Raw genomic sequence first — 25,521 nt, 5'->3', positions numbered from 1 at the left:
CGGATCCCCGTGTTGCTCGCAATGACAATAGTGGTTTCGCCCGCCGCCTCGCCGCCGCCCTTGTCTTTTTCTCTTTACTCTTCACCCTTCCCGCTTCCCGTCTTTCAGCCGCAACACAACTCTCCCACACCACCAAAACCGACTGGCAAAGCGGAATCTTAGTCAACGCCACATGGTATCCCGAAACCCAACTCCAACTTGATTGGGAAGGTTCCGCCGGAGGCGCAAGTACTCCCACTGCGGGTGTGCCGTGGCTTGCGGGCTGGAAGTTTAGAAGAAGAATCACGATAAACAACTCTCTCGGATATGGCCTCTCCGATTATCGGGTCTGGATTCCGACAAGCGCGTTTGGTTCCGCGTGGACGCTGATACGCTCATCCGCGCAAACAACAATGGCGGATTTTAGGTTTACGCCGTCTACCGCCACGACGACAATTCCGTATTGGATAGATTCTGATACAAACACCCCGAACGGTTTCCGCGTCAAAATATCCACGCTTCTTGCCGGCAATAACACGATTTATATGTATTATGGGAATCCATCCGCTGTCGTGGGAAGTAGCGTAACCGCAGTTTGGGGCTCCGGTCTTGTGGGTTACTGGGCGTTCGGCGAGGGTTCGGGAACGACTGCTAAAGACGCTTCGGGAAATAATAATAATGGGACTTTGACAAACAGTCCGACTTGGGTTGCGGGAAAATACGGAATAGCGTTAAGTTTTAACGGCTCAAATAATTATGTCATATCTCCAACTGCCGGTTTTTCTACTGGAAATGCCAGTAGAACGATGGAATGCTGGGTTAGAACTGCATCTGCCGATACGCTCCACGTTATAACTTATGGCACATTGACAGTGAATACAGGTTCTTTTATCTATATGGCAGGAGGTAAAATGATGATGGGCTTTTATAGTAATGATTTAGATAGCGGGTTTAGCATTAACAATAGCATTTGGCGTCATATTGTTTTTACTTTTGACGGTTCGACGGTAAGAACTTATGTTGATGGCATAAATGGCGCTACTGCGTCAAAAACGGCCGCCACTGCGACTGGAACTTCGTTTTACGCTGGGCAAAGAGGCGATAGCATATATTACTTACCCGGTAGCATCGACGAAATCAGGATTTACAACCGTGCATTAAGTGAAAGTGAAATTAAATCACGCTACGCGGCTACGGAGCCGACTATAAGTTCAGTGGGAAACGAAGAAGGCGCGTTTTTCTCGACGGGAACATATCGCTCCGCAGTCACCGACACCGCCTCAAAAATTGTAGTATCAAGCGTCTCGTGGAACCCCGCGACACAACCGACAAGCACCCAACTTGCCGTCTCAATCCGCGCATCAAAAAATAGTTTTGCCGCCGATGCTGCTTCCCCGCCGTGGTCTCAAATAACAAACGGCTCAAACCCCGGCATAGTCGGACGGTATATTCAGTATGCCTCGACATTCACAACGAGTGTTACCACAAGCACACCACGCCTTGAAGATATAACACTGACTTACAAACTCGCCAAACCCTGGAAAGAAAAATCTATCGTCAGAACCGGAACATCTGCATACGGCTTTTACGGCGGCGATGATTGGACTTGGGAAGTCCCTGTAAAAGGCGGACAACTCGTTACAATAACGTCATACATTCGTTACAATACCCAATACTCCGGCGGAACGTTCGATAAACCGAAACTGACATTATCCGGCCTCGGCATAAACGAGAGCATATCGGCGACGGCTGGCGCCGAGAACTCATGGGAGCAGCGACAGCTATCTGGAACCCCTTCGGCCGACGGCATACTGATTCTTCGCGCCGAAGGTTTCTCGACGAACGCGGGAGCCAGGTTTTATATCGACGATATAAATGTTTTGCAGTAGGGACAGGTCGCGACCTGTCCCTACTTATCCGCGCAGAATGCTCGCAAAATCGAGAAAACCACGACAAAAATAGGGAAAAAATCCTTGACTTATCCGCACTTTTTTGGTATATATAGGGTCTATGTCCAACCCCCTGTCCGCCTGGGTTAAAAAAGAACTCCAGCGGCACTTCACTATAATGTTTATACCGCACTCGCGGCTTAAACCGCTGCGGTTGAGTTTCACTGTTTCTTTCCTGTTATTTTTGTTCGCGCTCTGGACGGGCGTCACCGTCTGGGCGGGCTATCTTTCAAGCAAACACGTCGACTACTGGCGCGTCAAAGCGGAACACAATCTTCTGCGCATGAGAATGTCGCTTCTCTCCAAACAACTCAACGAATCCAGAGAGTACCTTGACCAGGTAAAAGAAAACGACAACCGCCTCAGGGAAATTCTCGAACTTAAAACCAAAAAGGCCATAGTCGTTCAGACGGGAGCGGGCGGACCAACGCCGCAGGAATCTAGATCCCTGGAACTTTATCTTTCCGGCGAGCGGGCGGTGACGCCGGATATTCTGTTTGAACAGACGAAAAAGATCAAAAATATCTCCAGAACCCAGCTTAAAAGCATAGGCGAGGTTATGGAGAATCTCGATTATCAGAGGGCATTGTACTCGGCCACGCCGAATATGCGCCCCGTCGACGGACGGCTCACGTCCGGCTACGGATTTCGCGTGCATCCCGTGCACGGCGGCTACGAGTTGCATTCGGGTCTGGATATAGCGGCCGAACGCGACACCACCGTCGCGGCCACGGCTGCCGGAAGCGTTTTCTACACCGGATGGGCCGAGGGCTACGGCAAACTCATAATAATCGACCACGGTTTCGGCTGCCGCACGTACTACGCGCATCTTAATAAGATACTCTGCAAGGCGGGCGACAATGTGGTTCGCGGCAAACCCATAGGGCTTGTCGGCGACAGCGGAACTTCAACAGGTTATCATCTTCATTACGAAGTAAGATTCCACGATAAACCCATAAACCCCGCGCGCTTTCTTGACCCCGACAATTACTTCGCGCGGAAAAAATAGCGGCAAACGGTACAGTACGTCAAAATTTCCATATGGGAGGCCTCAATCATGTTCTCAAAAAAAGAAGTTCACAATATGGGCAAACTTGAGACGATAATAGGTCAGGATTCCGTTTTTCAGGGCAATCTCAAAACCAAAGGCGCGGTGCGCATCGACGGAAAACTCGAAGGCAACGTCACGGAAGCCATAGGCGTGGTCATAGGCGACCACGGCGTTGTCTCAGGCGATGTCATAGCCAAAATCATAGTGGTGGGCGGTAAAGTCACGGGAAACGTGACCGCGCAACAGTCGCTCGAAATACTTACCAAAGCGCAGGTTTACGGCGACATCCACACGGCTCTTCTTACGATAGGCGAAGGCGCGGTGTTTGAAGGCAACTGCGTAATGAACACCGGCGAAGCCAACAAGGTGATAGATATGGAAGCCGAAGCCCACAGGCGTCACGGATAAAACGACAAACCGCAACAAAAAAATAACGTCCGACGGAAACTCGCTTAAAGCGGATTGCCGTCGGGCGTTTTGTTTTGCCGTATTTCTCAGCGGGATATGAACGCCGCGACCAGAGGAATCGTAAAAGCTCCCAGGACGGTCGAAGCCAGAACCATTGAAGCGGCGAAATCGTCGTCGGCGCCGAACTTATTGGCAAGAATATAAGTATTGACGGCGCTCGGCATTGAAGAACTCATCACGCAGACAGCCGCCGCCGAACCCTCCAGACCGAATATCCGCGCGGCCAGAATTCCCGCCAAAAATCCTCCGAACAGACGCAGAGGAACGCCCCAAATCGCAAGACGTCCGGCGGAAAAACTCATTCGGGCGGTCTTCATCCCGACAAAAAAAAGCATCATCGGAAGAACCGCCTCGGCGAGGGCCGGATAAATCTTTCGCATAAACTCGGCGGGCGCCGAATCGGCGAAAAGCCATCTTATCAGCATACCGGCCACAAGAGCCCACAGCGCGGGAAGATCCAGCGGAATGATCCCCGACGACACTCCGGTGCGTCCGCCCTTTACTATCATTGCGCCCAGGGTGAAGTGAACTATGGTCACGGATACGTTGTAAATGACCGCCCAAAAAGCTCCCGCCGGCCCGAAAAGAACTGTATTGACGGGAATCGCAAGATAGGCGGAATTCATAACGGCCACCGGCAGGGCCACGTCGCGGTATTTTCGTCCGCTCGCGCGGGCAAAAACTCCGGCGGCCGCCGCTCCGCATATCAGGACAAAGAAAACCGCAAGTACCATCCGCCAAATTACGGAAAACGGCTCAGTGACCTGAACAAGCGAAAACACGATGAAAAGCGGCACTACGAAATAATACACCGCCGCCACGAAAATCCTTTCAAACAACGCCGGCAACACGGATAATTTTTTTCCCGCCGAAACGAACGGATGGGATATAAGACGGGCGACTATCGCTCCCGCGCCTATAAAAACAAAAACCCTTAAAATCAACTCGTAGAATACTTTCATACACACGGATTTTACTAAATAGTTGCTCCTGAAAAAAGATCTCTTTTGTCATTACCCCGCAAGCGGGAATCTATTTACTCCGTCAAATGACTGGATTCCCGTTTTCACGGGAATGACGCACCGTGAGAGTTTTTTACAGGTAAATAATTTGTTTTGCCGGAAGGGTATTTTATAAAATAGAGTTATGCCATTTATCCGACGAAGAAATTCGACCGCGGCGGTATGCCGCACATTAGCGGCGCTCTTGGCCGTGACGCTCGCGCGCGCCGATGTCTCCGCGACTCTGGAAATAGTCGCCGAGACCAATCAAGTCGACGGCGTCTGCGACAATGTCCGCGTGGTCGTGCGCGACGGCGGCGGAGCGCGCGATCCGATTTTTTCGTGGGGAATAGCCGGCAGCGAAGTCGTGACATCTTTTATGGTAGGAGTTTCCACTTATCCGCTCGAAGGGGGCTCAACAAACCTTATATGGGCGGTCATAGACGCCACATCGACATCGAATATGACCCGCCTGGCGGAATACGACCTTATAAAAGTGACATACGGCGGCGTGGCGCTCGACACCGCCGCAACCTACTACTGGGGCGCGCAGGTCTACGGCGACGGAGGATCGACCGTAACGGCCACGGGAAATTTTCAGACGATATCGGCGGCGCTGACGCCATCGGCTCCGACGATAGACCTTAAAATCGATTATAACAACCCGCTGAAACCCGGAAAAATATCCCGCCTTATAGTCGCGTCGTTCGACCGCGACAGAAACCTTAAACTGAGCGTATTCTCCATGACGGGAGAACTCGTTATGGATTGGCCCGAATTCATTGTTCTCAAAAACGCCTATTACGTAACCGAGTGGGATGGCTCCGACATAAACGGCGCACGCCTTAAAAGAGGCATTTACATAGTCAATCTTTACGATGCCAACGACAAAACCAGGTCAAACAAGAGAATAGCCATACTTGACAGATGAAGATAAACGCGGGCTTAAATTTTTTGGGGGCGCTAAAATCGGCGGCGACGGTCTCCGCCATAGCCGCTTGTTGTTTCTCGACGGCCTCCGCCGGAGGCCTTGAAACGCTCGCTATACCACGAGGCGCGCGAGCGGGAGTATTCGGCGCATCTTTCGTGAGCGTAGCCGACGACACTAACGCGGTATATTACAATCCGGCGGGGCTGGCATTTTTATATTCTCCCGAGGTCTACATTTCGCAAGCCACTCTTGTGTCCGACGACAAGATGACGGGCTTCGGATATTCTTTTCCCACCGAGGCGGGCACATTCGCCATGGCGCTGGATTATCTTTCGGGTCCCGACATATCCGGCGTTTACGAGGGCGTCGCCGGAAAGAATTTTTCATATTACACGGGTGTCGGCAATTTCGGGTACGGCTTTCGCATAAACGATTCCGTCGGGTTGGGCGTGACTTTGCGGCACGCCATAGACAGCATAGAAAACTCCGTCGAGAATCTTACGGGCGCCGACGCGGGTTTCATCATAAGTACCCGCGACGAGGGATTTTCCGTGGGCGCGGCGGGAACCAATCTGGCGGTTACGGGAAGCAGAAGCGCGGAAACCGCCGCAAAAATATATCGCGGCGGATTTGCCTTCAAATGGGCGCTGCCGGAACACTACTCCGACATAATAGTGTCGGCGGGTTATTCTCAGACCGAAGGCAAAAAACCGGTTTACTCGGCCACGCTTGAACACATAGGGGCAAAGGTGCTCGGATTGAGAGTCGGTTACGAATACAATACGGACGAGTACCAGCAAAGCGTCCGGGACTCGTTGTCGGCCTTTCACGCCGGCGCAAGCATTCGCTTTTCTAATTTTCAGCTCAACTATGCGTATAAACCGCTTGCGGCTCTCGGAGACGCGCATCGTATAGATTTGCAGTGGCGTCTTTACGGCTGGGGAATCAGGAAGAAAAAAATACCGGCGACGCTCAAAGTCGATCCGCGCATATTCTCTCCGAATTCCGACGGAGCCAAGGACAACGTATTCTTTATTCCCGAGGTCACAACTTTAAAAAGAATTGATTCGTGGAATCTCAGAGTCGCCGGCGCAACAGGGACTCTCAGACAATATTCCGACAAAGAAACTCCGCCTAAAATCATCGTATGGGACGGCAAAGATGAATCCGGCAAGCCGGTCGCCGAAGGTGTTTACCGCGTAATATTCACCGCCGAGGACAAACACAGAATGGCCGTGTCCGACGATAAAACCGTAACCGTGGATCTGATTCCGCCCGAGGCTGAACTCTCGTGCGAAACCACCGTATTTATGCCGGCTCCCGACGGCCTCGGCGAAAAAGTCACGTTTTACGCGACGATGCGCGACCTGAACTCGATAGATTTCTGGCAGGTGGTCATAACCAACTTCCGCGGAAAATCGGTAAAACTTTTCCGCTCCACCGACTCCGCCAAAGCTCAATGGGTTTGGGACGGGCGCGACGATCACTATGAAACCGCGGTTCCTCCCGGAGAATACACCGCCGCGCTTACTGCCGTCGACGGCGGCGGCAACAGGACATCGTCGGCCATACAAGTCCGCGTTGTGCCCAAGATTCAGGTAGTGGTGCGTGAAGTCGTCCGCGAGGTGGAAGTGGCGGAAAGCCCGCGCGGACTGGTAATGACGCTGGCAAGCCACGTGCTGTTTGAATCGGGCAAGGCCGAAATAAGACCTCACGCAAAACGCGCGCTCGACGAGGTTCTTGAAATATTGAAAGCTTATCCCGAAAACAAAGTGCTCATAGAGGGCTACACCGATTCAGTGGGTTCCGCGCAGCGAAACATCATCCTTTCAAGCAGACGGGCGTGGGGAGTATACAGCTATCTGGTCAGAAGCGGCGTGGATACGTCGCGCATTACGGTTAAAGGGATGGGCAGGGCAAATCCCAGGGCATCGGACGACACCGAGTCCGGCAGGGCCATGAACAGACGCGTTGAAATAATCATTCAAAAAAACGAGCCCGTAAAGGCCGTCAAAAAAGCCGCCGGCGGCGATGCGGAAACAGTTTCGCCGTCGACAGCGGCGGCCGCGGCCGTGGAGCCGTCGACCGGAGCGGCAAACCCTCAGACCGCTGCGGAGTGAAACTTCCCGCTGTACGACCGCAGGACATCGCGGAAAATCCTTCGAAATCAGTCGTGAAAAATTATTATGACTAAAAAAATTATCCGCATCGCGGCGTTTTTCGCAATCTTCGTAATAATAACGGCGGGAGCGGCCGGATTGCTGGCGCGGGCGATTTTTTCCCCCGCAAGAGTCCGGGCGCTGACGGTACATCATCTGAGCAGACGGCTCGGGCGCGAGGTTTCCGTAGGCGGGGCCAGATTATCTCTGCGCGGAGCGCTGATACTATCGGACATAAAGATTTTTGAAAAAGTCGGCAGCGAACGCGATAACGCCCGCGCGCGCCCGGGGTCCGGACGCGAAGTGTTTTCGTGCGCGCGCGCAGAAGCCGCGCAAAACATCGCCGCGCTTATCAGGGGCTCTCGGCAAATAGCCGTCTTAAAAATTTCATCTCCGTCGCTTACCATCGCGGCGGATACTGCGGAAGCGGTCAGTATGCCGAATTTCCGTCGGGCGTTCAAAGCGCCGCGCTACCGCTACGACCGCGGCGGAACGACATCGAGACAGGAAGAAAAAAACGAATCGTCGGGCGCGCCGCCCGTAATAATCGGAGTGACAAGAATAGAAATCTCCGGCGGGACAATCTACGTTCGACGAGGCGGCGGGCAGGATTTTCGGATAGAAAATATCCGGATGATTTTCGAGACCGCCGGCGGCGACGGCATTTTGTCGGGAGGTTTTGACTTCGCCGATAAAACTTTGAGAGCCAAAACGGCTTTCAGCGCCGTGGTCGACGACAAAGAAAAAGAAATTACGGCGGACGAACTTCTGATAGAAACGAAGGGCGCCGCATTAAAAGGAAGCGCGCGTATTCGTAATTATGATGACGCCGCGCGTCTCAGTTATATAATAAAGTTCGGCGCGGCGACTCAAGACCTGGTAAAAATATTCGGCGGGGACGGAGCGAGAATGCTTTCCATAATCGGCAAAAAAGCTTCCGTGGAAATATCGGGAACACTTCGGCGCTCGTCGGTAAGCGGCTCCATAGAAGGCGCAGGCATAGCCGTAAACTTCTGATTTTTGTAGAATGTATTAGTGAATTCGTATCCTCGCGTAGGGGAGGGCTTGCCCTCCCGCTTGATGCCTATACAATTATGACATCATTAATACAAACGCATTATGTAGCGCGACCTTTTAAGGTCGCTTTTTGCCCCGATAAATCGGGGCACTACATGTCAAAACAAATAATGCGTTTGTATTAGTAAGTGTAGACAGACAGGAAACAGCGAACAATTTTAAGGAAGGGTGCCCGAGTGGTTTAAGGGGTACGCCTGGAGAGCGTATGTCCGGGCAACCGGACCGAGGGTTCGAATCCCTCCCCTTCCGCCAGTTTATTAATAAGTTGACGGCATACTGATAGGCCAAGGTTCCACCGTCCTTTGACGGAACAGCCAAGTTTTTTATTTGCCCCGCGCTATCGCCGTAAAATAAAAGTCCCCGACAAGTCGGGGACTATTTTTTTATCCGAGAAGATTCTACGACGTATTACCGCGGACGGAAACGTCTTTCGCGGCGATCGGGTCCGCGCTGGTGATGGCTCGGGGGACGATGGCCGGAAGAAGCCGAAAAACCCGCCGTTGGCACCGATGGATGTTTTGACCGCGGGATGGGTTTCCTGATGAGTTTCTCTATTTCTCTGACGTCTCTTTCCTGATCCGGCGTGGCCAAAGATATCGCGTGTCCTTCTTTGCCGGCGCGGCCGGTGCGGCCTATTCTGTGGACGTAATTCTCCGCGTCGTCGGGCAAATCGTAGTTTATCACTATCTCGATGTTTCTCACGTCAATACCGCGGGCGGCGATGTCGGTCGCTATCAATATGCGATATTTCCCCGACTTAAAACCCTCAAGCGCCTCTTTCCTCTGCGACAGCGAACGGTCGGCGTGAATCTCCGCTGCGGCGTGGCCCATGGCGCGAACTTTTCTGACAAGTTGTGTCGCGCCTCTTTTTGTGCGCGAAAAAACCAGCGCCGAGCCGGTATATTTTTTGAGTATCTCCGATAGAATGCGGACTTTTACTTCCTTGTTGACGACGAAAATTTCCTGCGATACCCCCTCGGCGGCAGTGCCGGTGGGAGCGATTTCCGTGGAGACGGGCAGTTTCATATGCTTCGAGGCGATGTGAAGTATTCTGGCAGGTATCGTGGCCGAAAACAGCATCGTCTGCCTGTCTTTGGGAATAAGGTCGATTATGCTTTCTATCTGGGGAGCGAAACCCATATCGAGCATACGATCGGCTTCGTCGAGCACCAAAGTGTTGACGTCGTCGAGCCGCACGTGATGACTGCTGGTGTGATCCAGAAGCCGCCCGGGAGTTGCCACTATTACGCGCGGATTTTTTCTCAAAGAAAAAACCTGGCCTATTATGGGTTCGCCGCCTATTAAAACCGACGTCCGCATACCGAGCGCCTTGGCAAAAATTTCCAACGCGGCGTTTACCTGTATGGCCAATTCTCTGGTAGGAACAAGAACCAACCCTCGGCCCTTTTCTTTTGCTAAACGCTGTAACATAGGCACGCCGAATGCGATGGTTTTACCCGTGCCTGTCTGCGCTATGCCGATAATGTCTTTTCCCTCTACGGCTATGGGTATCGCCTTGCGCTGTATGGGCGTGGGAACCGTAAAACCGTTCTTGGTCAATGCTTCCAAAAGCCCCGGCGCTATGCCGAGTCCGTAAAAAGTGTTATGTGTTGTGTTCATAGTATTTATAGTATACCTTATATGGCGTCAATAGTCACCATCGCGCGTAAAATCTTACGATGGGGCCGTGGCGCATCATATTCGGCGACGAGTCGAAGCCCAAATCGCCGGGCTTCTGGGCTGCGCCTCCAAAATTCGTTATGGAGTAAAACATCAACTCGTAACCCGCGCCGGCGGCCACGTAAAACCTGCCCAAGTGCCCTCTCCACCTCAATCCTATCGAGGATTCGTTTTCAAGATACGCGCCGAAAAAATGATCCGTAACGGGTTCAAGCCCGGGGTTCACTTCCCTTGCGGCGGCAAGGCCCTCAGGGCTGAGCCGCGACTCGCCGAAGCCGAATCTGTCCGACGCCGTAAAAAAAATACTGAAACCACCCGGCAGTTCCGCTTCCTTCATAGTGTCGAGAAAAAGCATCGAACTTGCGAACGTGTCAAATCCGAATATGAAAGAATAATATTTACCGGTGTGACGCGGCTCGAAAAACGGCGCCGCAAACTTCTGTTTTGTGAGGTCGGACTGGGTCTTTAAAGTTTTTACCTCGGCGGGAAGAGCCATGCTCGTATAGCCCAGCCCCACGTAACCGGGCATAAACCCGCCGAACATTTTTTTGAGCCACCAAATAGCGTCCACATGAATATATTCTTCCTGAAATTCAAAAGGGAATTTTTGACCGGTGGCCGCCTTGGCGTTCCACAAAGCTCTGCCCGCGTGTGTGCCCTTGTGATACCGCAGATAAGTGTCGCCCAATCCGATATAAGTAGACGTGCGGGCGACTTCGCCGACCAGATTATCGTCGACGTCCATATTCACACCCAAGCTAAGGCCGATTTTACTCTCGCACAACATCCCCTCGATTTTGGTCACCGAGGCAGGGTCGGATTCCAATGTGATGTATTTGTCTTGCGACATAAACCCCGCGCTCCAGCTCGCGCCCGAAAGACGCGAAACTCCGCCGTAAAGATTGATTGCCGCCAAAGCTGTATTAACGCACAGTGTGACAAAAAAAACAGCCGAGGCCGGAATGAGCGCGCGATAAAATACGGACGATTTCCTTTCCATTTGAATTATCCGGAACAATAAGTTTCTGTATTATATATAAAGCGTTTGGTTTTTCAAATACCTAAATTGTAGAATATCAGTCGACGGTGGTGGCGTACCCAAGTAGTAAGGGAGCGGTCTGCAAAACCGCCATTCGCCGGTGCAAATCCGGCCGCCACCTTATTAATAAACAGACAGCATACTGATAAGTCAAGGTTCCGCCGTCCTTTGGCGGAACAGCCACCTTACTTTATAAACAAACGGAATTTTGAAAGTTTAAGAGTCCCGCCATTTTTTAGAACGCCCCTGCCGGATTTTTAACGGACAAAAGGATCGAATTTATGTACGAGGATTTCATTAAATACGGGCGGCTGCTGTTTGAGCAGGGCATAAACAACTCGCATTCCGGCAACATGAGCATAAAAAAAGGCGAGTCGATATACATCACCCGCCACGGCGCAAAACTCGGAGATTTGACTTTTGCCGACATAGCAAAAACCAATCTTTACGACGAGGCCAGAGACGACGGCGCCTCGTGCGAGATTAAGGTTCACCGCTCGATTTATCTGGCCAATCCCAAGACCGACGCCATAGTCCACGCCCATCCGCCGCACGCCATAGTACTTTCTCTGACCGAAGAAAAAATTAAGCCCATCGACATGGAAGGCGCCTTCTATATGCCGGAAATACCTGTGCTGACTAAGTGCGAGATTACGATTTCCTCAAACTGCGTGGCCGACAATCTGCCGCCGCTTCTGGGTGTGTTCGGAGCGGCCTTGGTGCGGGGACACGGCGCGTTCGCCGTGGGAAAAAACATAGAGGAAGCCGCAATGAGAATCTCGGTTCTTGAAAGCGCTTCCCGGATTATTTTCTTAAATAAACTTCTTTCAGGTAGAGGGGTTTGAGGATTTTGTAGCAGCCGCCGCGCGCAGTTGCGGCCAGCGCGGCCAGCGCCGACGGAGCAGGCGCAAGATAACGGGAAGAGAGCGTCGGCGCCGGGCCGCCAAAACGCTCGGACAGAATCGAGCGGGTTTTCTCGACGGCCATCGCCGAACCGGCGAATGTCCATCGCTCGGAAGATTTGCCGGAAGGCGCGAATCGCGCGGAAACGGTTTCGACATTGTCGAGGCCGGGCCCGGCGATTTTTTTTTGTCCCGAAGAATCGTAGACCGCCCAGTGAACCAGCGGAAAAAGCGCGTCGATGACAACCATGATTTTATCCGCGACGAAACCCTCTTTTTTAACGGACGGACAGCTTATTGATAAGTCAAGATTCCGCTTGTCTTTCAGCGGAACCGCCGCCGAAAGCGCGCAGGCGTCGAAAGCGCTGATTGATACCGCCGGTATATCCAGCGTCTGCGAGATTGTCCGCGCAAACGTCAGCCCTATTCTTATACCGGTAAAACTGCCCGGACCGGCTACGGCCGCCACTTTTTGGAGTTCGCGCGGAGAAAAACCCGCGGCGGATATAAGTTCCGAAGCGGTTTTGACTATCAACTCGGAATGAGCGGCCTCGGCGAGGCGGCGGCATCCGGCAAGAAGCCGCGCGCCGTCTGAAACCGCCATAACAAGATATGCTCCGGTGGTATCAAGCGCAAGAGTTTTCATTTTATTTTTTTTTCGACCGAGCGATGAAAGCGAATCGCCGCCTTTTTAACAGACGGACAGCTTATTGATAAACCGAGACGCGGCGCAACTTATTGATAACCGCGGCAAGCCGCTCCGAATAAACCGCAACGCGAATGTCGCGCGTCAAAAGCCCGTCGTTTTCATTATTACGCGCGCGTCCGGAAGTAAGCTTAGGGGACGAAGAAGTCGGGCGGGGGCTTGTTATCCGAATGGATATGGTATTGTCACGCGGAGCAAAATCTACGGGAAGACGGTCTGCCCATTCCACCAGCCAGACAATTCTCTCGTTTTGACGGGTATCGTCGACGGCAAAAATATCGGAGACGTCGGCGCCGGCGGGCAGCCGCCATAAATCCACGTGACGAACTTCGATGGGATTTCTCCCGCCGGAATAGATATTGCTTAGCACAAAACTGGGGCTCGACACGCGGCGTCCTCGGGCGTAACCCGAAACAAATGTTGTCTTGCCGGAGCCCAGACCGCCTTCGAGCATTATGTAGGTTCCGGCGGGGACTATCGCGGCAAGATTGCGGGCAAGCCGCATAGTGTCGGACGGCGAAGAACTTCGCGCCTTAAAAATTTTCATATCCGCGCCACTCGCCGGCCATTTTTTTTCCATTAAGCATAAAATCCACGCCTTTGCCGCACCGCATTTCCCCTACAACCGAAAAATTAACCCGCTTCTTCAAGGCCGGAACGTCCGAAGGTCCGGCGGTGAACACAAGCTCATATTCTTCGCCGCCCTCGGCGACAGTGCGCCACGGGAATTTCGGATCAAGCGGACCGCCCGACACCGACAATGCCCACCGGCGAAACGCGCGCGACAGCGGAACATCCCGCAGATTGACGATGGCCCCCAAATCCGCCGCCGAAGACATCGCGCGCACACAAGCCGCCAGGCCGTCGGAGGAATCCATCATAGCCGTGGGACGCGGCCAACGAGCTGTCAGCAGTATGGCCTCATTCAACCGATGTCTTGGCCGCCGATAAGCGTGGACTAATTGTCCATACCCGTGGGCCCGGATGGCATCAGAATATCTCGCGCGACATAGCCGTTTGCTCTTCCGCTGCCCTTGCAGCACCCGAAGTCCGGCCGCGGCATCACCGAAAGCGCCGGTTGCACATATTAAATCTCCCGCTTTGGCCCCGCCACGTTCCACCACTGATTTCTTATCTATCCTGCCTACTATAGTAATTGATATTACAATACTTTTATTTGAACGTACAGTATCGCCGCCGATAAGAGTTATGCCGTCTTTTGTGGCGGCGGCCCGCAGACCCGCCAGTAAGTTGTCCACATTTTCAACATTTATATCCACAGGTATGGCCAATCCGACCACACAGAACAGCGGACGAGCGCCGCCTGTGGCCGCCATGTCACTGATATTGGCTGTTACGGACTTGACTCCGACATCGTAAAACGACATCAGCCCGCAGTCGAAGTGAACCCCTTCAACCAGCATATCGGTCGAAATCGCAAGACAATCGGAGCCGAAGGCGGCGCGGACATCGAGCACAGCGGCATCGTCCCCGTTAGGAACGATTACTGACGCGCCGCTTAAAGCAAGAGCGCCGCTGGAAGCGCGGCGCGAAGCTTTAACTATGCTGTTTATGAGCCCGAACTCACCTAAACCCGAAAGTCCGCGAGCGCGGAGCCGGTTTTTTTTCATCTGCAATACCGTTCACGCATTAGCGGAATCGTCCTTACTTTTGGAGGCGTCGAGCATACTGTCTCTTATACCGCTTATGCCGGCCAATACCACCAAGGCGCCGCCCACAAAAAATAAAATCGGCAATATGCCCCTCAAAAGCGCCTGCACGTCGGCGCGCCATGCCGAAAGTCCCCAAACGGCGGCGGCTACAAAAATCAGTCCCACTGCGATAGATATCATGTTTTCCTCCTGTATTAGGGGATAGGGTCTAGGGTCTAGGGTCTAGAAAAAAAACCTAAACCCTATACCCTGTAACTACAACGTGCTTTTTGTCTGCGTCTCTATGTATTCTTCCAGAGCGTTGTGCAAATGCTCGACATCCACCAGCGACTCAAACTCCATACCGCAAATATTGTATACGCCGCTCTTGGCTACGCGCCGGATTTTCGATTTCGTGTTGACGAAAGAAAAATTCTGGGAAAATGAGAAAGTGACGTAGACCTGATCCCCCGAAATAAGCGGATGCCTTGTTTCAAGACGCAAACCTCCCAAACTCACGTCCCTGATTACTCCCCACGATTCCTGAGGCGTCTTCGACGGGGCCCTTATCAGCACCGGAATGTAGCACGATATCCTCGCGTGTTTTCTTCGCCATTCCTGAACCATATTTTTGTCTCCCGTTTGAAAAAAATTACCGCGGCATGTTATGAGGATACACGTAGAGCCGCGCCGGTTTTGTCGCCGTGACTATGTAGATGTATTTTTTTGTCTTGTAAAAGCCGGCTATCTCCGCGCCGGATGCCGCGCCGAATCCGTAACTGCCGACCGGAACAAACTTGTTGGCCGGCCCTATATGCCTGTAAATATTGCCGGTTCGCGCGGACGCGGTATAAAAGTATTTGCCGTCGAAATTTAAACCTACGGGCGAAGCTCCGGCCGTGTATTCATACGAATTGACCACGGGATACCCCGCGCCGAACACGTGCTGATAAATCATTCCCGCCTGAGAATCCGCCGTGTAGACGAAGTCGGGCGTGGAGCAAAAACCCGACGGAGAAAATCCGGGGCCGCGAAATTGTTCCGCCAGCACCGGCGGCTCCGTCTCTACCGAGTATTTTCTTATGGTGCCGTCTCCGGAACCCGTCCAGAAAAACTTTCCGACTTTGTGCACAAAAAGAGGATTGCAGTCCGCAAAATAATAACTCTCGAACTGTTCGGCCGCGCCGGACGCGCGCAGCTTAAAGCCGTAAATGCTCTGCGAAAGCCAGTCGCTGACCCACACCTCGTTGCCATCGACGTAAATGCCCGTGGGATTTTCAACGTTCAGCGAGTAAACGCCGGGGCGGATAGATCCGCCGCCGGTAAAAATTGCCCGCGCGGCTACGATGAGAACGGCCATTGCGGCAAGGGCGGCCGTGACAATGGCGGGCGTCTTCAGGAACCTGGCGGCCTTGGCCCCAAAAGTGAAATCGCTTTTCCTCTTATAGTGAAAAGTTCCCGAAAAATGGCCAACCACTCCGGCGACTTCGGACTTAGACGCCGGATTGCACAGAACGTCCATTGCGCCGGCGGATATAAGATTTATCGCGCGAGGAGGATCATAAGTTTCCGTCCAGGCGATAAGATTTGTCTTGGGGAGGTGCGATTTAAGATCTCCGTCGGATTTTTCAAAGTACGCCGCGTCTATGACCGCGGTGCGGGGCCCCTGCTGCGATAAAAATTCGACGATATCCGGCACGAACGGCCGTTCTTCGACAGTGGCGCCCGTCTTGCGTAAAATTCCCGCCAGCAGCGCGCGGGAGGCATCATTGGCCGCTATTATTATTATGTCCGCCATATCATTTCACCGTTTTCTGTCGAGATAAAGAAAATATTCCCGGTTGCCCCGGGCGCCTTTTAACCGCGATGGCGCGGCGCCCAGGATTTGAAACCCGAGCGCACTCGCGGCCGCCCTGACTTTTTCGACGGCCTCGGCGGCCGATTTTTCGTCCCTCACTACACCGCCGGGAACCTTGCTCGCCGGCAGTTCAAACTGCGGTTTCACAAGAACCAGCGCCTCGAAAGCAGCTTTCATTCCGTCGGCAAGGGCGTAAAGTATTTTTACCGCCGATATAAAAGAAACGTCTGCCGCGACAAAACGGCACATCCGGGCGGCGTCAACCACTTTATCGACGTCCGACGGCACGTCATGAATACCAAAAACGCTTCCGGCCGAAAACCTTCTGAAGTTATAATCTTCTATCAGCTTAACGCGCGGGTCGCGGGCGACACGCTCGTGCATAAGATTTTTCCCGACGTCGAAAGCGTAAACCTTCGCGGCGCCGCGTCGCAGCATACACTGGGTAAACCCGCCGGTGGAAGATCCTACGTCGCAGCATTCCAGGCCGTCGAGCTTTACGGCGAAATCGTCGAGCGCGCCTTCAAGTTTGGCGCCGGAACGCGAAACGTAATCATCCGCCGAGACAATCACCGCGACGTCGGCGTCGCTTGCGATTTGAGAGCCGGCGTGCGGGCAAGGCCGTCCGTCGACGGTAACCGCTCCGGCCATTATAAGCGCCGCGGCTTTTTTAATATCCGGCGAAAGTCCTTTTTCAACCAATAACCGGTCGAGCCGCGTTTTCATCTCTTAATTTTTCTTCAAAGCCGATACATGCGCCGCTACGCGCGCCGCTATTTTTTCCGGCGTAAGCCCGCACAAGTCCCTCAGATAACCCTGAGGGCCATGCTCGATAAAGTCGTCTTTAATGGCTACCTTGATTATGTCGGGGCGATATCCTTCCGACGACAGATACTCTTCGACTGCCGATCCGGCTCCGCCGAGGGCCGAGTTTTCTTCTATTACGACTATGGGCATTTTTTTAGCCGCAAAGGCGGAAAGGGCCCCTGTGTCGAGCGGTTTAATAAATCTTAAATCCATCACCGAGGCGGAAATCCCGCCGCCGGAAAGAATATCCGCGGCGGCAAGGGCATACCGCGAGCAATGTCCGATACCGACGAGCAAAACGTCCGCGCCTTCTCTTAAAATTTGCGATGCGCCGCGCTCGATGTAATGAAAATCTTTGCGCGCGGCTTCCTGAAAACAGCCGCCGCGGGGATACCTGATCGCCGTCGGAACGCTCCATTTGAGCGCCGAATAAAGAAGGTCTCCGAGTTCGTCGCCGTCGCGCGGGGCGCAGACCGTTAAGCCCGGAACCGACCTTAGAAACGAGATGTCGAACGCGCCGTGATGCGTGGCGCCGTCTTCTCCGACGAGACCGGCGCGATCGATGGCGATTATTACGGGAAGACCGTTTAGAGCCACGTCGTGAATTATCTGGTCGAGGGAACGCTGCAAAAATGTGGAGTATATGGCGCAGACGGGTTTATACCCTCCGGCGGCAAGTCCCGCCGCGAAAGTAATAGCGTGCTGCTCGGCGATGCCTACGTCGAAAAATCTTTCCGGATATTCTTTGGCGAAATCCGCCAGGCCGGTGCCCTCCGACATGGCGGCGGTTATGGCCACAACCTTTTTGTCGTCGGCGGCAAGAGACCTCATTGCGCTTCCAAAGACCTGTGTAAACGTGAGTTCGCGTTTGCCGGTAGTCGGACACGAAGGCGACAAACCGTGATATTTGGTAGGGTCGAGTTCCGCCGGAGGATAACCCTTGCCTTTTTTTGTGACCAGATGAATCAGTATCGGGCCTTTCATATTTTTCACGTTGGAGAATATCTGCAACATCGCTTTTATGTCGTGACCGTCGACGGGACCCAGATACGCGAAACCCAGTTCCTCAAAAAGCATGCCCGGAAACAGCAGGACTTTAAACCTCTTGGCCACACGCAATATCTGCGCGCCCCAAAAATGCAGCCGGCGGAAAAACTTTTCGACCCGCTCTTCGAATTTTTTGAACGAGCCCGCCGTAAGGAGCTTGGCCAGATAACCGGCGAAAGCGCCCACTTTATGAGATATAAACATCTCATTGTCGTTTAATATTACCAGCAAGTCCGTGCCGATATGACCGGCGTTCTGAAGTCCTTCAAACGCCAGGCCGCCGGTCATCGACCCGTCGCCTATAACGGCAATGACCTTATTGGATTCGTTTTTTAAGTCGCGGGCGGCGGCAAGTCCCAGCGCGGAGGAAATGGACGTGGATGAATGTCCGACGGTAAAAACGTCGCAATCGGACTCTTTTCTGTTCGGAAAACCGCTCAGGCCGCCGGCCGTGCGCATTGTGACGAAATTGTCTCTTCTGCCGGTCAGTATTTTATGGGCGTATGCCTGATGTCCCACGTCCCAGACGATTTTATCCGACGGGCAGTCGAACACCCGGTGCAAGGCGATGGTGAAGTCGACCGCGCCCAAACTCGGCGCCAGATGCCCTCCGTTTTTGACGGAAGTGTCTATTATGAGATTGCGCACTTCAAGCGCAAGTACATCAAGTTCCTCCACGGCCAACGCTTTAATGTCCGCCGGAGAATTTATCTTTTCTATAACCATATTGATTTATTGCCGGGTCCGCCCGTACAATGCGGACGGACTACTTTTTTCTGTCTACGATAAAGTCGGCCAGGTCCTCCATGAATTTTTTGTCCCGCGACGGCTTAAAAACCGACAGCGCCCTCTTTGCTTCCGCGACAAGTCGTCGCGCGCGAAGGCGGGCCGCCGGCGTTCCGTAAACTCCGGTGTACGTCAAACGACCGTTTTTGAAATCCGAATTCTCCTCGCCTTCGTCCAGAATATCGTCGGCTATCTGAAAAGCCAGGCCGGCGCAAAGTCCGTAACGACTTAGCGCGGCAACCTTTGAGGCGGGCGCGCCGGCAAGCAATGCGCCCAATTTGGACGATATCTCTATAAGCCGGGCTGTTTTATTGGTGTGTATATAATTCAGGTAGCGCGCGGCGCGGCGACCGCTCTCGCGGCGACAGCCGTGTTTTACGTCGGCCGCCTGACCGCCGACCATTCCGTCTTTTCCGACGGCCCGCGCCAACTCGGCGACGGCTTCCGGCGACGCGCCGTCAAGACGCGCGGCGTTTCGGGCCGCAAGCTCGAAAGCGTAAGTCAACAGGGCATCGCCGGCAAGTATCGCGATATCCTCGCCGAATTTTTTATGCGAAGTCGGTTTGCCCCGCCTGAAATCGTCGTTGTCAAGAGCGGGAAGATCGTCGTGGATAAGGGAATACGTGTGAATAAGTTCTACCGCGCACGCGGCGTCAAGGACATCGGCGGGTTTAAGACCCGAAAGACCGGCGCCGGCCAGAACAAGCGCGGGGCGGACGCGTTTGCCGTCGGAAAAAACGCTGTAGCGCATGGCGTCGCAGAGTTCCCGGGGAAAACGCCTCGGCAGGAGCCCGCGTAACGCCGTCTCGACACGCGATATGGCCGCCGCGAAATAATTTTCAAAATCAGTTTTTTTTGTTTTCGTCATCACCGTCGGAGGAATCGGTCTCAAAATTTTCCGGTTTGAGTTTGCCGTCTTTTGAGACGAGTATTTCTATCTTCTTCTTTGTCTCTTCGAGTTTTGCCGAGCAGAACTTAACGAGTCCCACGCCTTCCTCAAAAAGCGACAGCGCATTGTCGAGTTCTACGTCGCGGTTCTCCAACGCCTCGACTATCTCCTCGAGACGGGAAAGCGATTCCTCAAAATTTTTCGGCTGAGTTTTAGGCATTTTTATCGTTCCCCTTTATGCGAGCGCTATCGGCGACTTCGGCCTCGAATTCGCCGCTTTTAAGACGTATTTTGACACGGTCTTTTGATTTTACATCTTTTGAATCCTTGAGCAAAACCTCTCCGCCCTGAGACGGGGCGGCGGACGGGAGAATTTTCCACACTACGGCGTAACCCCTGGAAAGTATAGCCAGAGGAGAAAGCAGGTGAAGTTTCCCCGAGATTTTTTCGAGCATGTGGCGTTTTTCTCTTTCAAATCCGGCGGCGGCGGACGCCAGTTTTTCCGCCAGATAGTCCATATCCTGCGCCCGTCGCTCGACGTATTCGGCGGGATTTTTCAGAAAACCCGACGCGGCCAGCCGCTCCAATACCGCGGAACGCTCCGCCGCCACGCGGCGAGTGGAGGAAACCAGTCCGGCGGCAAGACGCCGGATGCGCCCGTCCAGTTCGGATTTATTCCTGACGACAAGCTCCGCGGCGGCCGACGGCGTGGGCGCCCTGACATCGGCGACAAAATCCGCTATTGTAAAATCTATCTCGTGACCCACGCAGGAAATAACCGGAATCTTCGAGGCAAAAATCGCGCGCGCGACGGGTTCTTCGTTAAATGCCCACAAATCCTCGTAACTTCCGCCGCCGCGACCGACCAGAAGGACATCGAGTTCGGGATAATTCTCGTTGAGATATTTGATGCCGGCGGCGATCTCGTTTTTGGCGTTGTCGCCCTGCACGGCCGTCGGATAAATAAGCACGCGCACGTTGGCAAACCTGCGGTTTATCACCGCGAGTATGTCCCTTATGGCCGCTCCCGTCGGAGATGTCACTACTCCTATGCGTGACGGCAGCATAGGCAGAGGCCGCTTGCGGCCTTCGTCAAAAAGACCCTCGGCGGCAAGTTTTTTCTTGAGTTGCTCAAAGGCAAGCTGCAAAGAACCCTTGCCCTTGGGCTCCATGGAATAAACCACGACTTGGTGCCGGCCGCTTTTGACATAGAGCGAAACACGGCCGCGACACACAGCCGCCAAACCGTCTTCGGGAACGAATTTCAGGCGGGATGCGGCATCGGCGAACATAGCGCACTGAATTTGCGAGCCCTCGTCTTTAAGAGAGAAATAAGCGTGCCCCGACGAATAAATTTTGAAATTTGATATTTCGCCATCTACCCACACGTCGGCAAACTTGGGCTCTATGAGCTTTTTAATCTCGGAGTTGAGTTCGGTTACGGTGTATATTTTAGGCGTCGCAGTCATTATTGCATTTGTGTCGCGCTACTTTTTATTTTAGTTGCTCCTGGAAAAACTCTCTTTTGTCATTCCCGCGAAAGCGGGAATCCAGTGAATTATATTCTCGTCGGAAAATGGATTCGTCCCCGAATGTCTTTATCGGGGATAACAACCCTCGATAAAAACATTCGAGGGCAGGCATTCGGGAATGACAAAACCAGAAAATGTTAATTAATATACAGCATCTTCACGGGAATGGCAACCATGGAGATTTTTTCATCGGCAACTATTTCGCCACTTCCTGCGTTCTGACTTCTCTTATAACGGTCACTTTTATCTGGCCGGGATAATCGAGTTCCTGCTCGACCTTGGCGGCTATTTCCTTGGCCAGCGACTGCGCCCGCTCGTCGGAAATCTCATCCGGCTCCACAAGAACCCTGACTTCGCGGCCCGCCTGAACGGCAAACACGCTCGAAACTCCGGAAAATGACGCCGCCAGATTTTCGAGTTTCTCGATTCTTTTGATGTAATTCGCTATAGATTCCCTGCGCGCCCCAGGGCGGGCCGCCGATATGGCGTCGGCAGCGGCCAACACAAAGGCCTCCGCGCTCTCCGGCGCGGCTATGCCTTCGTGATGAGAAAGAATGGCGTTGAGCATTTTATCCGATTCGTTATATTTTTTGGCTATATCGGCGGAAAGCTGGTGATGCATACCCTCTTCGTCGTGGTCGATGGCCTTGCCCAAATCGTGCAGCAAACCCGCTTTCTTGGCGAATAAAACGTCGGCGCCGAGTTCGCCCGCCAGAGCGCCGGCCAAAAGCGCGACCTCGATGGTATGCTGCAGCTGGTTCTGTCCGTAAGACGTCCTGTATTTGAGTTTTCCCAGAAGTTTGAGCATTTCCTGCGGCAAACCCGGAACGCCCGCTTCAAGAGCGGCCTTTTCGCCGACCTCGCGCAGATGATTTTCCATATCGGCCTTAACCTTGGCGACAACTTCCTCTATGCGGGCCGGATGGATTCTGCCGTCGGCTATAAGGCGTTCGAGCGCTATGCGCGCGATTTCGCGGCGGACTCCGTCGAAAGCCGAAAGTGTTATCGTTTCCGGCGTGTCGTCGACTATAACATCGACTCCGGTCGCCTGCTCGAAGGCCCTGATGTTGCGGCCTTCGCGGCCGATAATCCTGCCTTTTATCTCGTCGCCCGACAACGGCACCGTGGAGACGGTAATGTCGGCGGTGACGTCGGCGGCGACTCGCTGGATTGCGACGGCCAGAATGTCTCTTGATTTTTTTGCCGCCGTCTCGTTCGTCTCGCGTTCAATGCGCAACAGCGTGGACGACGCCTGCTTTCTGGCCTCGTCTTCCATCATACCGACAAGCGCCCGCTTTGCTTCTTCGCGCGTCATACCCGCGATCTTTTCGGCAAGGACGGCCTGCTCCTGTTTTTTTCTCTCTATCTCCCGTGATTCGTCGGACAACGATTTTTCTTTGCCGGCCACCTCGCGCTCTTTTGCGCCTATATCGCGCTCCCTTTTTTCAAGAAGCGAGAGTTTGCGGTCTAAGTTATCCTCGCGCTGACTTATTCTCTTCTCCCATGTGGTAAGTTCCTGTTTTCTCTCGCGCGTTTCACGTTCGAATTCCACCCGCTGTTTCTCTATCTTTTCCTTGGCGTCGAGTATGGCGTCTTTATTGCGGGCGTCGGCGGCCAAGCGCGCCTCGTCTATTATTTTTTTTGCGGCGGCTTCGGCCGAGCTTAAGCTGAAGCGCGAATAAACAAGACGAAGCGCATATCCTATTAACATTCCCACGGCCAGAAAGACCGGTATCAACATCATGTACATTTCATTCAAGGACGACATATATTGCCTCCGTGTGAAAAGTTTCCGGTATTCAGTGATTAGTGGTCAGTGAATAGTGGCGAGTCAAAAACACCAAACACTAACCGCTAATCACCCGCCACTAATCACTTCTTTATTGTTAAAACTACCCTCTTGTCGGTTATCACCGCGCCCGATTTTACGTCGTGTCCGCGCGACGGGATTCTCTCAAAAAGGAAATCATCGAATACAATTCCGACTATTTTATTACGGTCCCGTCCGCGCAAAAACCTGTCGTAATAACCCTTGCCGCGGCCCAGCCGCATTCCGCGCAAATCAAAAGCCAGCCCGGGAACCATAATCAACGCGCCCGACGGCAAAACGCCGGCGGACATACCCGGCCGCGGCTCCAAAATGCCGAAATGTCCTTTCGCCAATTCTCCCATATCTTTTATGCGGACGGCTTCAATGCCGTCCGGCGATACGCGCGGCATAAAAATCTTACGCTTGCCGGCGGCCAACTCGGCTTTTAAAAATCCGACGGTGTCCGGCTCGTCGGCCTTGGAAACGAAGCAGAATATTGACCGCGACGGGACGTATTCAGGAAACCGCCGCAGCCGCCCGATTATCCCGCGCGACGCCCTCGCGCGATTCGCGCGGCTCATTTTTCGCAGCTTAGCGCGAATTTTTTTTCTTAGGATATTTTTCGTCGTCATTTACGGACTTATCCGCCGCCTCGGAGGATTTTTTGCCGTCGGTTCCGGCGGGCGCGTTCTTCCTTAAATTGTTCCAGAAATCGATACGCTTTTTTATTTCCCTCTCAAATCCCGTTTCCTTCGGGTCGTAAAACTTTTTTGGAACGGGCATATATTCCTGCGTCACGAAACCATGCGGAAAATCGTGAGGATATTTGTAACCCAGTCCGTGTCCGAGCGCATCCGAGTCCGCCGTTGAATCTTTAAGATGGATGGGGACGTCGCGCTCCGGCCCGCGGGCTACCTCCGACATTGCGGCTTCAACCGCAAGATAGGCCGCGTTCGATTTTGGCGCGGTGGAAACGTACGCAACCGCTTCGGCCAGAGGTATCCTGGCTTCGGGCATACCCACGAACTCAACGGCATTCAGCGCCGCTACGGCCAGCACGAGCGCCTGCGGGTCGGCGGTGCCGACGTCTTCGGCGGCAAGTATCACCACCCGTCGGGCCAGAAACCGCGGATCTTCGCCGGCGGAAAGCATTTTAGACATCCAGTATATGGCCGCGTCGGGGTCGCTTCCGCGCATAGATTTAATGAAAGCCGACGCGTGATCGTAATGGGCGTCGGCGGATTTATCGTAGAGAACCGGTTTTTTCTGAATGACTTCGGAAGCGGCGGCAAGATCGACAACGATTACTCCGTCCTTCCGCGGGGGAGTCGTCTCGACGGCAAGTTCAAGAGCGTTCAGTAATCTTCGGGCGTCGCCGGCGCTGTAATCCGTCAGGTGCGAGGCGGCAGCGGCGGCAAGTTCTATTGTTTTAAGCCCGTATCCGCGGTCTTTATCGGACATGGCCGCCGAAAGAATTTTGCCGAGATCGGCGGCCCTAAGCCGCTTGAACTCAAAAACATTCGCGCGGGAAATCAGCGCCGGATTTATATAAAAATAGGGATTTTCCGTGGTGAGGCCCACCAGAGTTATGACGCCTCGCTCAACGTCGGGCAGCAAAGCGTCCTGCTGAGTGCGGTTGAAGTGATGGATTTCGTCCAACAAGAGGGTTGTGCGGCGGTTTTTGGAGGAGAGGAGAAGTTTGGCCGAAGAAACTATTTTTCTTATGTCCGCCACGCCGCAGGTTACGGCGTTTGTTTCCACGAAAGCCGAGTCCGAAAGCGACGCCGCAAGTTTTGCCGCGGCGGTTTTGCCGGTACCCGGAGGTCCGAAAAAAATAGCCGAGCCCAAACGTCCGGCTTCCACGGCGCGGCGCAGGAGTTTGCCCGGGCCAAAGATGTCTTCCTGCCCGTAAAACTCATCGAAAGTCCGCGGCGCCATACGCGCGGCAAGAGGCGCCGAAGCGTTTGTTTTAACGGACTGCGACTCAGAAAAAAATAAATCCGACATACGCTTTTGAACCGCTTATGCCGGAGGAAAGAAAAACCCCGCGGTGCCGTGACTTTAATCGGTTAAAGTCCCTGGTTTCAAGTGGGTGTCCGGGCGGCAACGCCGGTGGCGAAACCGCACCTTAGTGACTCCCGTTGAGGAACTTGTAGGTCTTAACCAAAGAAAGCTGCACCAACACCGCAGGGTGATAG

At 53.5% G+C, this 25,521-nt stretch carries 24 protein-coding genes, 2 tRNA genes and 1 other RNA gene; 9 read left to right on the top strand and 18 right to left on the bottom strand.

From position 1 onward, the window contains the following. Positions 1–392 precede the first annotated feature (392 nt). The 3 genes from CVU77_07110 (at position 393) to CVU77_07100 (ending at position 3,387) form a co-directional block, all read left to right on the top strand. Positions 393–1,868, top strand: coding sequence for a hypothetical protein (locus tag CVU77_07110; protein ID PKN01110.1), 1,476 nt, complete (start codon positions 393–395; stop codon positions 1,866–1,868). Between the two features lie 121 nt (positions 1,869–1,989). After that, on the top strand, positions 1,990–2,937 hold the full coding sequence (locus tag CVU77_07105; GenBank protein PKN01109.1) for a hypothetical protein: 948 nt from the start codon (positions 1,990–1,992) through the stop codon (positions 2,935–2,937). A 48-nt stretch (positions 2,938–2,985) separates the two neighbouring features. Next, on the top strand, positions 2,986–3,387 hold the full coding sequence (locus tag CVU77_07100) for a hypothetical protein (GenBank protein PKN01108.1): 402 nt from the start codon (positions 2,986–2,988) through the stop codon (positions 3,385–3,387). Positions 3,388–3,473: 86 nt separating this feature from the next. On the opposite strand, the gene CVU77_07095 is transcribed toward CVU77_07100, so the two are convergent. Then, the gene (locus CVU77_07095; protein ID PKN01107.1) at positions 3,474–4,409 is read right to left on the bottom strand and encodes a hypothetical protein; all 936 of its coding nucleotides are present in this window, start codon (positions 4,407–4,409) and stop codon (positions 3,474–3,476) included. A 244-nt stretch (positions 4,410–4,653) separates the two neighbouring features. On the opposite strand from CVU77_07095, the gene CVU77_07090 reads away from it, so the two are divergent. The 4 genes from CVU77_07090 (at position 4,654) to CVU77_07075 (ending at position 8,867) form a co-directional block, all read left to right on the top strand. Continuing rightward, complete coding sequence (locus tag CVU77_07090) at positions 4,654–5,379, top strand: hypothetical protein (protein ID PKN01106.1); 726 nt, start codon at positions 4,654–4,656, stop codon at positions 5,377–5,379. Next, a complete protein-coding gene (locus CVU77_07085; GenBank protein PKN01105.1) occupies positions 5,376–7,499 on the top strand; it encodes a hypothetical protein in 2,124 nt (707 codons plus the stop codon). Before CVU77_07090 ends, CVU77_07085 begins: the two co-directional genes overlap by 4 nt. Positions 7,500–7,565: 66 nt before the next feature. Further along, complete coding sequence (locus CVU77_07080) at positions 7,566–8,555, top strand: hypothetical protein (GenBank protein ID PKN01104.1); 990 nt, start codon at positions 7,566–7,568, stop codon at positions 8,553–8,555. A 222-nt stretch (positions 8,556–8,777) separates the two neighbouring features. Next, a tRNA-Ser gene (locus CVU77_07075) sits at positions 8,778–8,867 on the top strand. Between the two features lie 156 nt (positions 8,868–9,023). Here CVU77_07075 and CVU77_07070 read toward each other — a convergent pair. Both CVU77_07070 and CVU77_07065 read right to left on the bottom strand, forming a co-directional pair. Then, positions 9,024–10,235 carry a hypothetical protein gene (locus CVU77_07070; protein PKN01103.1) on the bottom strand — a complete coding sequence of 404 codons (1,212 nt, stop codon included), beginning with the start codon at positions 10,233–10,235 and terminating at the stop codon, positions 9,024–9,026. Between the two features lie 34 nt (positions 10,236–10,269). Further along, positions 10,270–11,295, bottom strand: a complete 1,026-nt coding sequence (locus CVU77_07065; GenBank protein ID PKN01102.1) for a hypothetical protein — start codon at positions 11,293–11,295, stop codon at positions 10,270–10,272. Positions 11,296–11,383: 88 nt separating this feature from the next. On the opposite strand from CVU77_07065, the gene CVU77_07060 reads away from it, so the two are divergent. Together CVU77_07060 and CVU77_07055 are read left to right on the top strand one after the other, a co-directional pair. Next, positions 11,384–11,455, top strand: a tRNA-Cys gene (locus tag CVU77_07060). A gap of 160 nt (positions 11,456–11,615) precedes the next feature. Further along, the gene (locus tag CVU77_07055; GenBank protein ID PKN01101.1) at positions 11,616–12,179 is read left to right on the top strand and encodes a fuculose phosphate aldolase; all 564 of its coding nucleotides are present in this window, start codon (positions 11,616–11,618) and stop codon (positions 12,177–12,179) included. On the opposite strand, the gene tsaB is transcribed toward CVU77_07055, so the two are convergent. The 15 genes from tsaB to ssrS all read right to left on the bottom strand — a co-directional run bounded on the left by tsaB (position 12,139) and on the right by ssrS (position 25,519). After that, positions 12,139–12,882 carry a tRNA (adenosine(37)-N6)-threonylcarbamoyltransferase complex dimerization subunit type 1 TsaB gene (gene tsaB, locus CVU77_07050; protein ID PKN01100.1) on the bottom strand — a complete coding sequence of 248 codons (744 nt, stop codon included), beginning with the start codon at positions 12,880–12,882 and terminating at the stop codon, positions 12,139–12,141. The genes CVU77_07055 and tsaB overlap by 41 nt on opposite strands. 61 nt (positions 12,883–12,943) lie before the next feature. Continuing rightward, on the bottom strand, positions 12,944–13,522 hold the full coding sequence (locus CVU77_07045) for a hypothetical protein (GenBank protein PKN01099.1): 579 nt from the start codon (positions 13,520–13,522) through the stop codon (positions 12,944–12,946). Further along, positions 13,476–14,573 carry a thiamine-phosphate kinase gene (gene thiL / locus CVU77_07040; protein ID PKN01098.1) on the bottom strand — a complete coding sequence of 366 codons (1,098 nt, stop codon included), beginning with the start codon at positions 14,571–14,573 and terminating at the stop codon, positions 13,476–13,478. Before thiL ends, CVU77_07045 begins: the two co-directional genes overlap by 47 nt. Before the next feature lie 12 nt (positions 14,574–14,585). Beyond that, positions 14,586–14,795 carry a hypothetical protein gene (locus tag CVU77_07035; protein ID PKN01097.1) on the bottom strand — a complete coding sequence of 70 codons (210 nt, stop codon included), beginning with the start codon at positions 14,793–14,795 and terminating at the stop codon, positions 14,586–14,588. A 75-nt stretch (positions 14,796–14,870) separates the two neighbouring features. Then, positions 14,871–15,221, bottom strand: coding sequence for a hypothetical protein (locus CVU77_07030; protein PKN01096.1), 351 nt, complete (start codon positions 15,219–15,221; stop codon positions 14,871–14,873). A 25-nt stretch (positions 15,222–15,246) separates the two neighbouring features. Next, positions 15,247–16,392, bottom strand: coding sequence for a hypothetical protein (locus CVU77_07025; protein PKN01095.1), 1,146 nt, complete (start codon positions 16,390–16,392; stop codon positions 15,247–15,249). A 6-nt stretch (positions 16,393–16,398) separates the two neighbouring features. Beyond that, a complete protein-coding gene (locus CVU77_07020; protein ID PKN01114.1) occupies positions 16,399–17,178 on the bottom strand; it encodes a TlyA family rRNA (cytidine-2'-O)-methyltransferase in 780 nt (259 codons plus the stop codon). Between the two features lie 3 nt (positions 17,179–17,181). Then, positions 17,182–19,038, bottom strand: a complete 1,857-nt coding sequence (dxs, locus tag CVU77_07015; protein ID PKN01094.1) for a 1-deoxy-D-xylulose-5-phosphate synthase — start codon at positions 19,036–19,038, stop codon at positions 17,182–17,184. Positions 19,039–19,072: 34 nt separating this feature from the next. Then, a complete protein-coding gene (locus tag CVU77_07010) occupies positions 19,073–19,960 on the bottom strand; it encodes a hypothetical protein (GenBank protein PKN01093.1) in 888 nt (295 codons plus the stop codon). Beyond that, a complete protein-coding gene (gene xseB / locus CVU77_07005; GenBank protein ID PKN01092.1) occupies positions 19,938–20,201 on the bottom strand; it encodes an exodeoxyribonuclease VII small subunit in 264 nt (87 codons plus the stop codon). Before xseB ends, CVU77_07010 begins: the two co-directional genes overlap by 23 nt. Then, positions 20,194–21,450 (bottom strand): exodeoxyribonuclease VII large subunit, encoded by a 1,257-nt coding sequence (gene xseA / locus CVU77_07000; GenBank protein ID PKN01091.1) that lies wholly within the window; start codon positions 21,448–21,450, stop codon positions 20,194–20,196. Before xseA ends, xseB begins: the two co-directional genes overlap by 8 nt. Positions 21,451–21,709: 259 nt before the next feature. Next, positions 21,710–23,263, bottom strand: coding sequence for a ribonuclease Y (gene rny / locus CVU77_06995; protein PKN01113.1), 1,554 nt, complete (start codon positions 23,261–23,263; stop codon positions 21,710–21,712). A 122-nt stretch (positions 23,264–23,385) separates the two neighbouring features. Further along, on the bottom strand, positions 23,386–23,955 hold the full coding sequence (locus tag CVU77_06990; protein ID PKN01090.1) for a 5-formyltetrahydrofolate cyclo-ligase: 570 nt from the start codon (positions 23,953–23,955) through the stop codon (positions 23,386–23,388). Next, on the bottom strand, positions 23,915–25,330 hold the full coding sequence (locus CVU77_06985; protein ID PKN01089.1) for an AAA family ATPase: 1,416 nt from the start codon (positions 25,328–25,330) through the stop codon (positions 23,915–23,917). The genes CVU77_06990 and CVU77_06985 overlap by 41 nt, the downstream gene beginning before the upstream one ends. A 31-nt stretch (positions 25,331–25,361) precedes the next feature. Then, positions 25,362–25,519: non-coding RNA, 6S RNA (gene ssrS / locus CVU77_06980), on the bottom strand. Between the last annotated feature and the right edge of the window lie 2 nt (positions 25,520–25,521).

It is taken from the genome of Elusimicrobia bacterium HGW-Elusimicrobia-1 (assembly GCA_002841695.1).
GTDB lineage: Bacteria > Elusimicrobiota > Endomicrobiia > PHAN01 > PHAN01 > PHAN01.
This window is presented reverse-complemented; position numbering and strand designations above follow the sequence as displayed.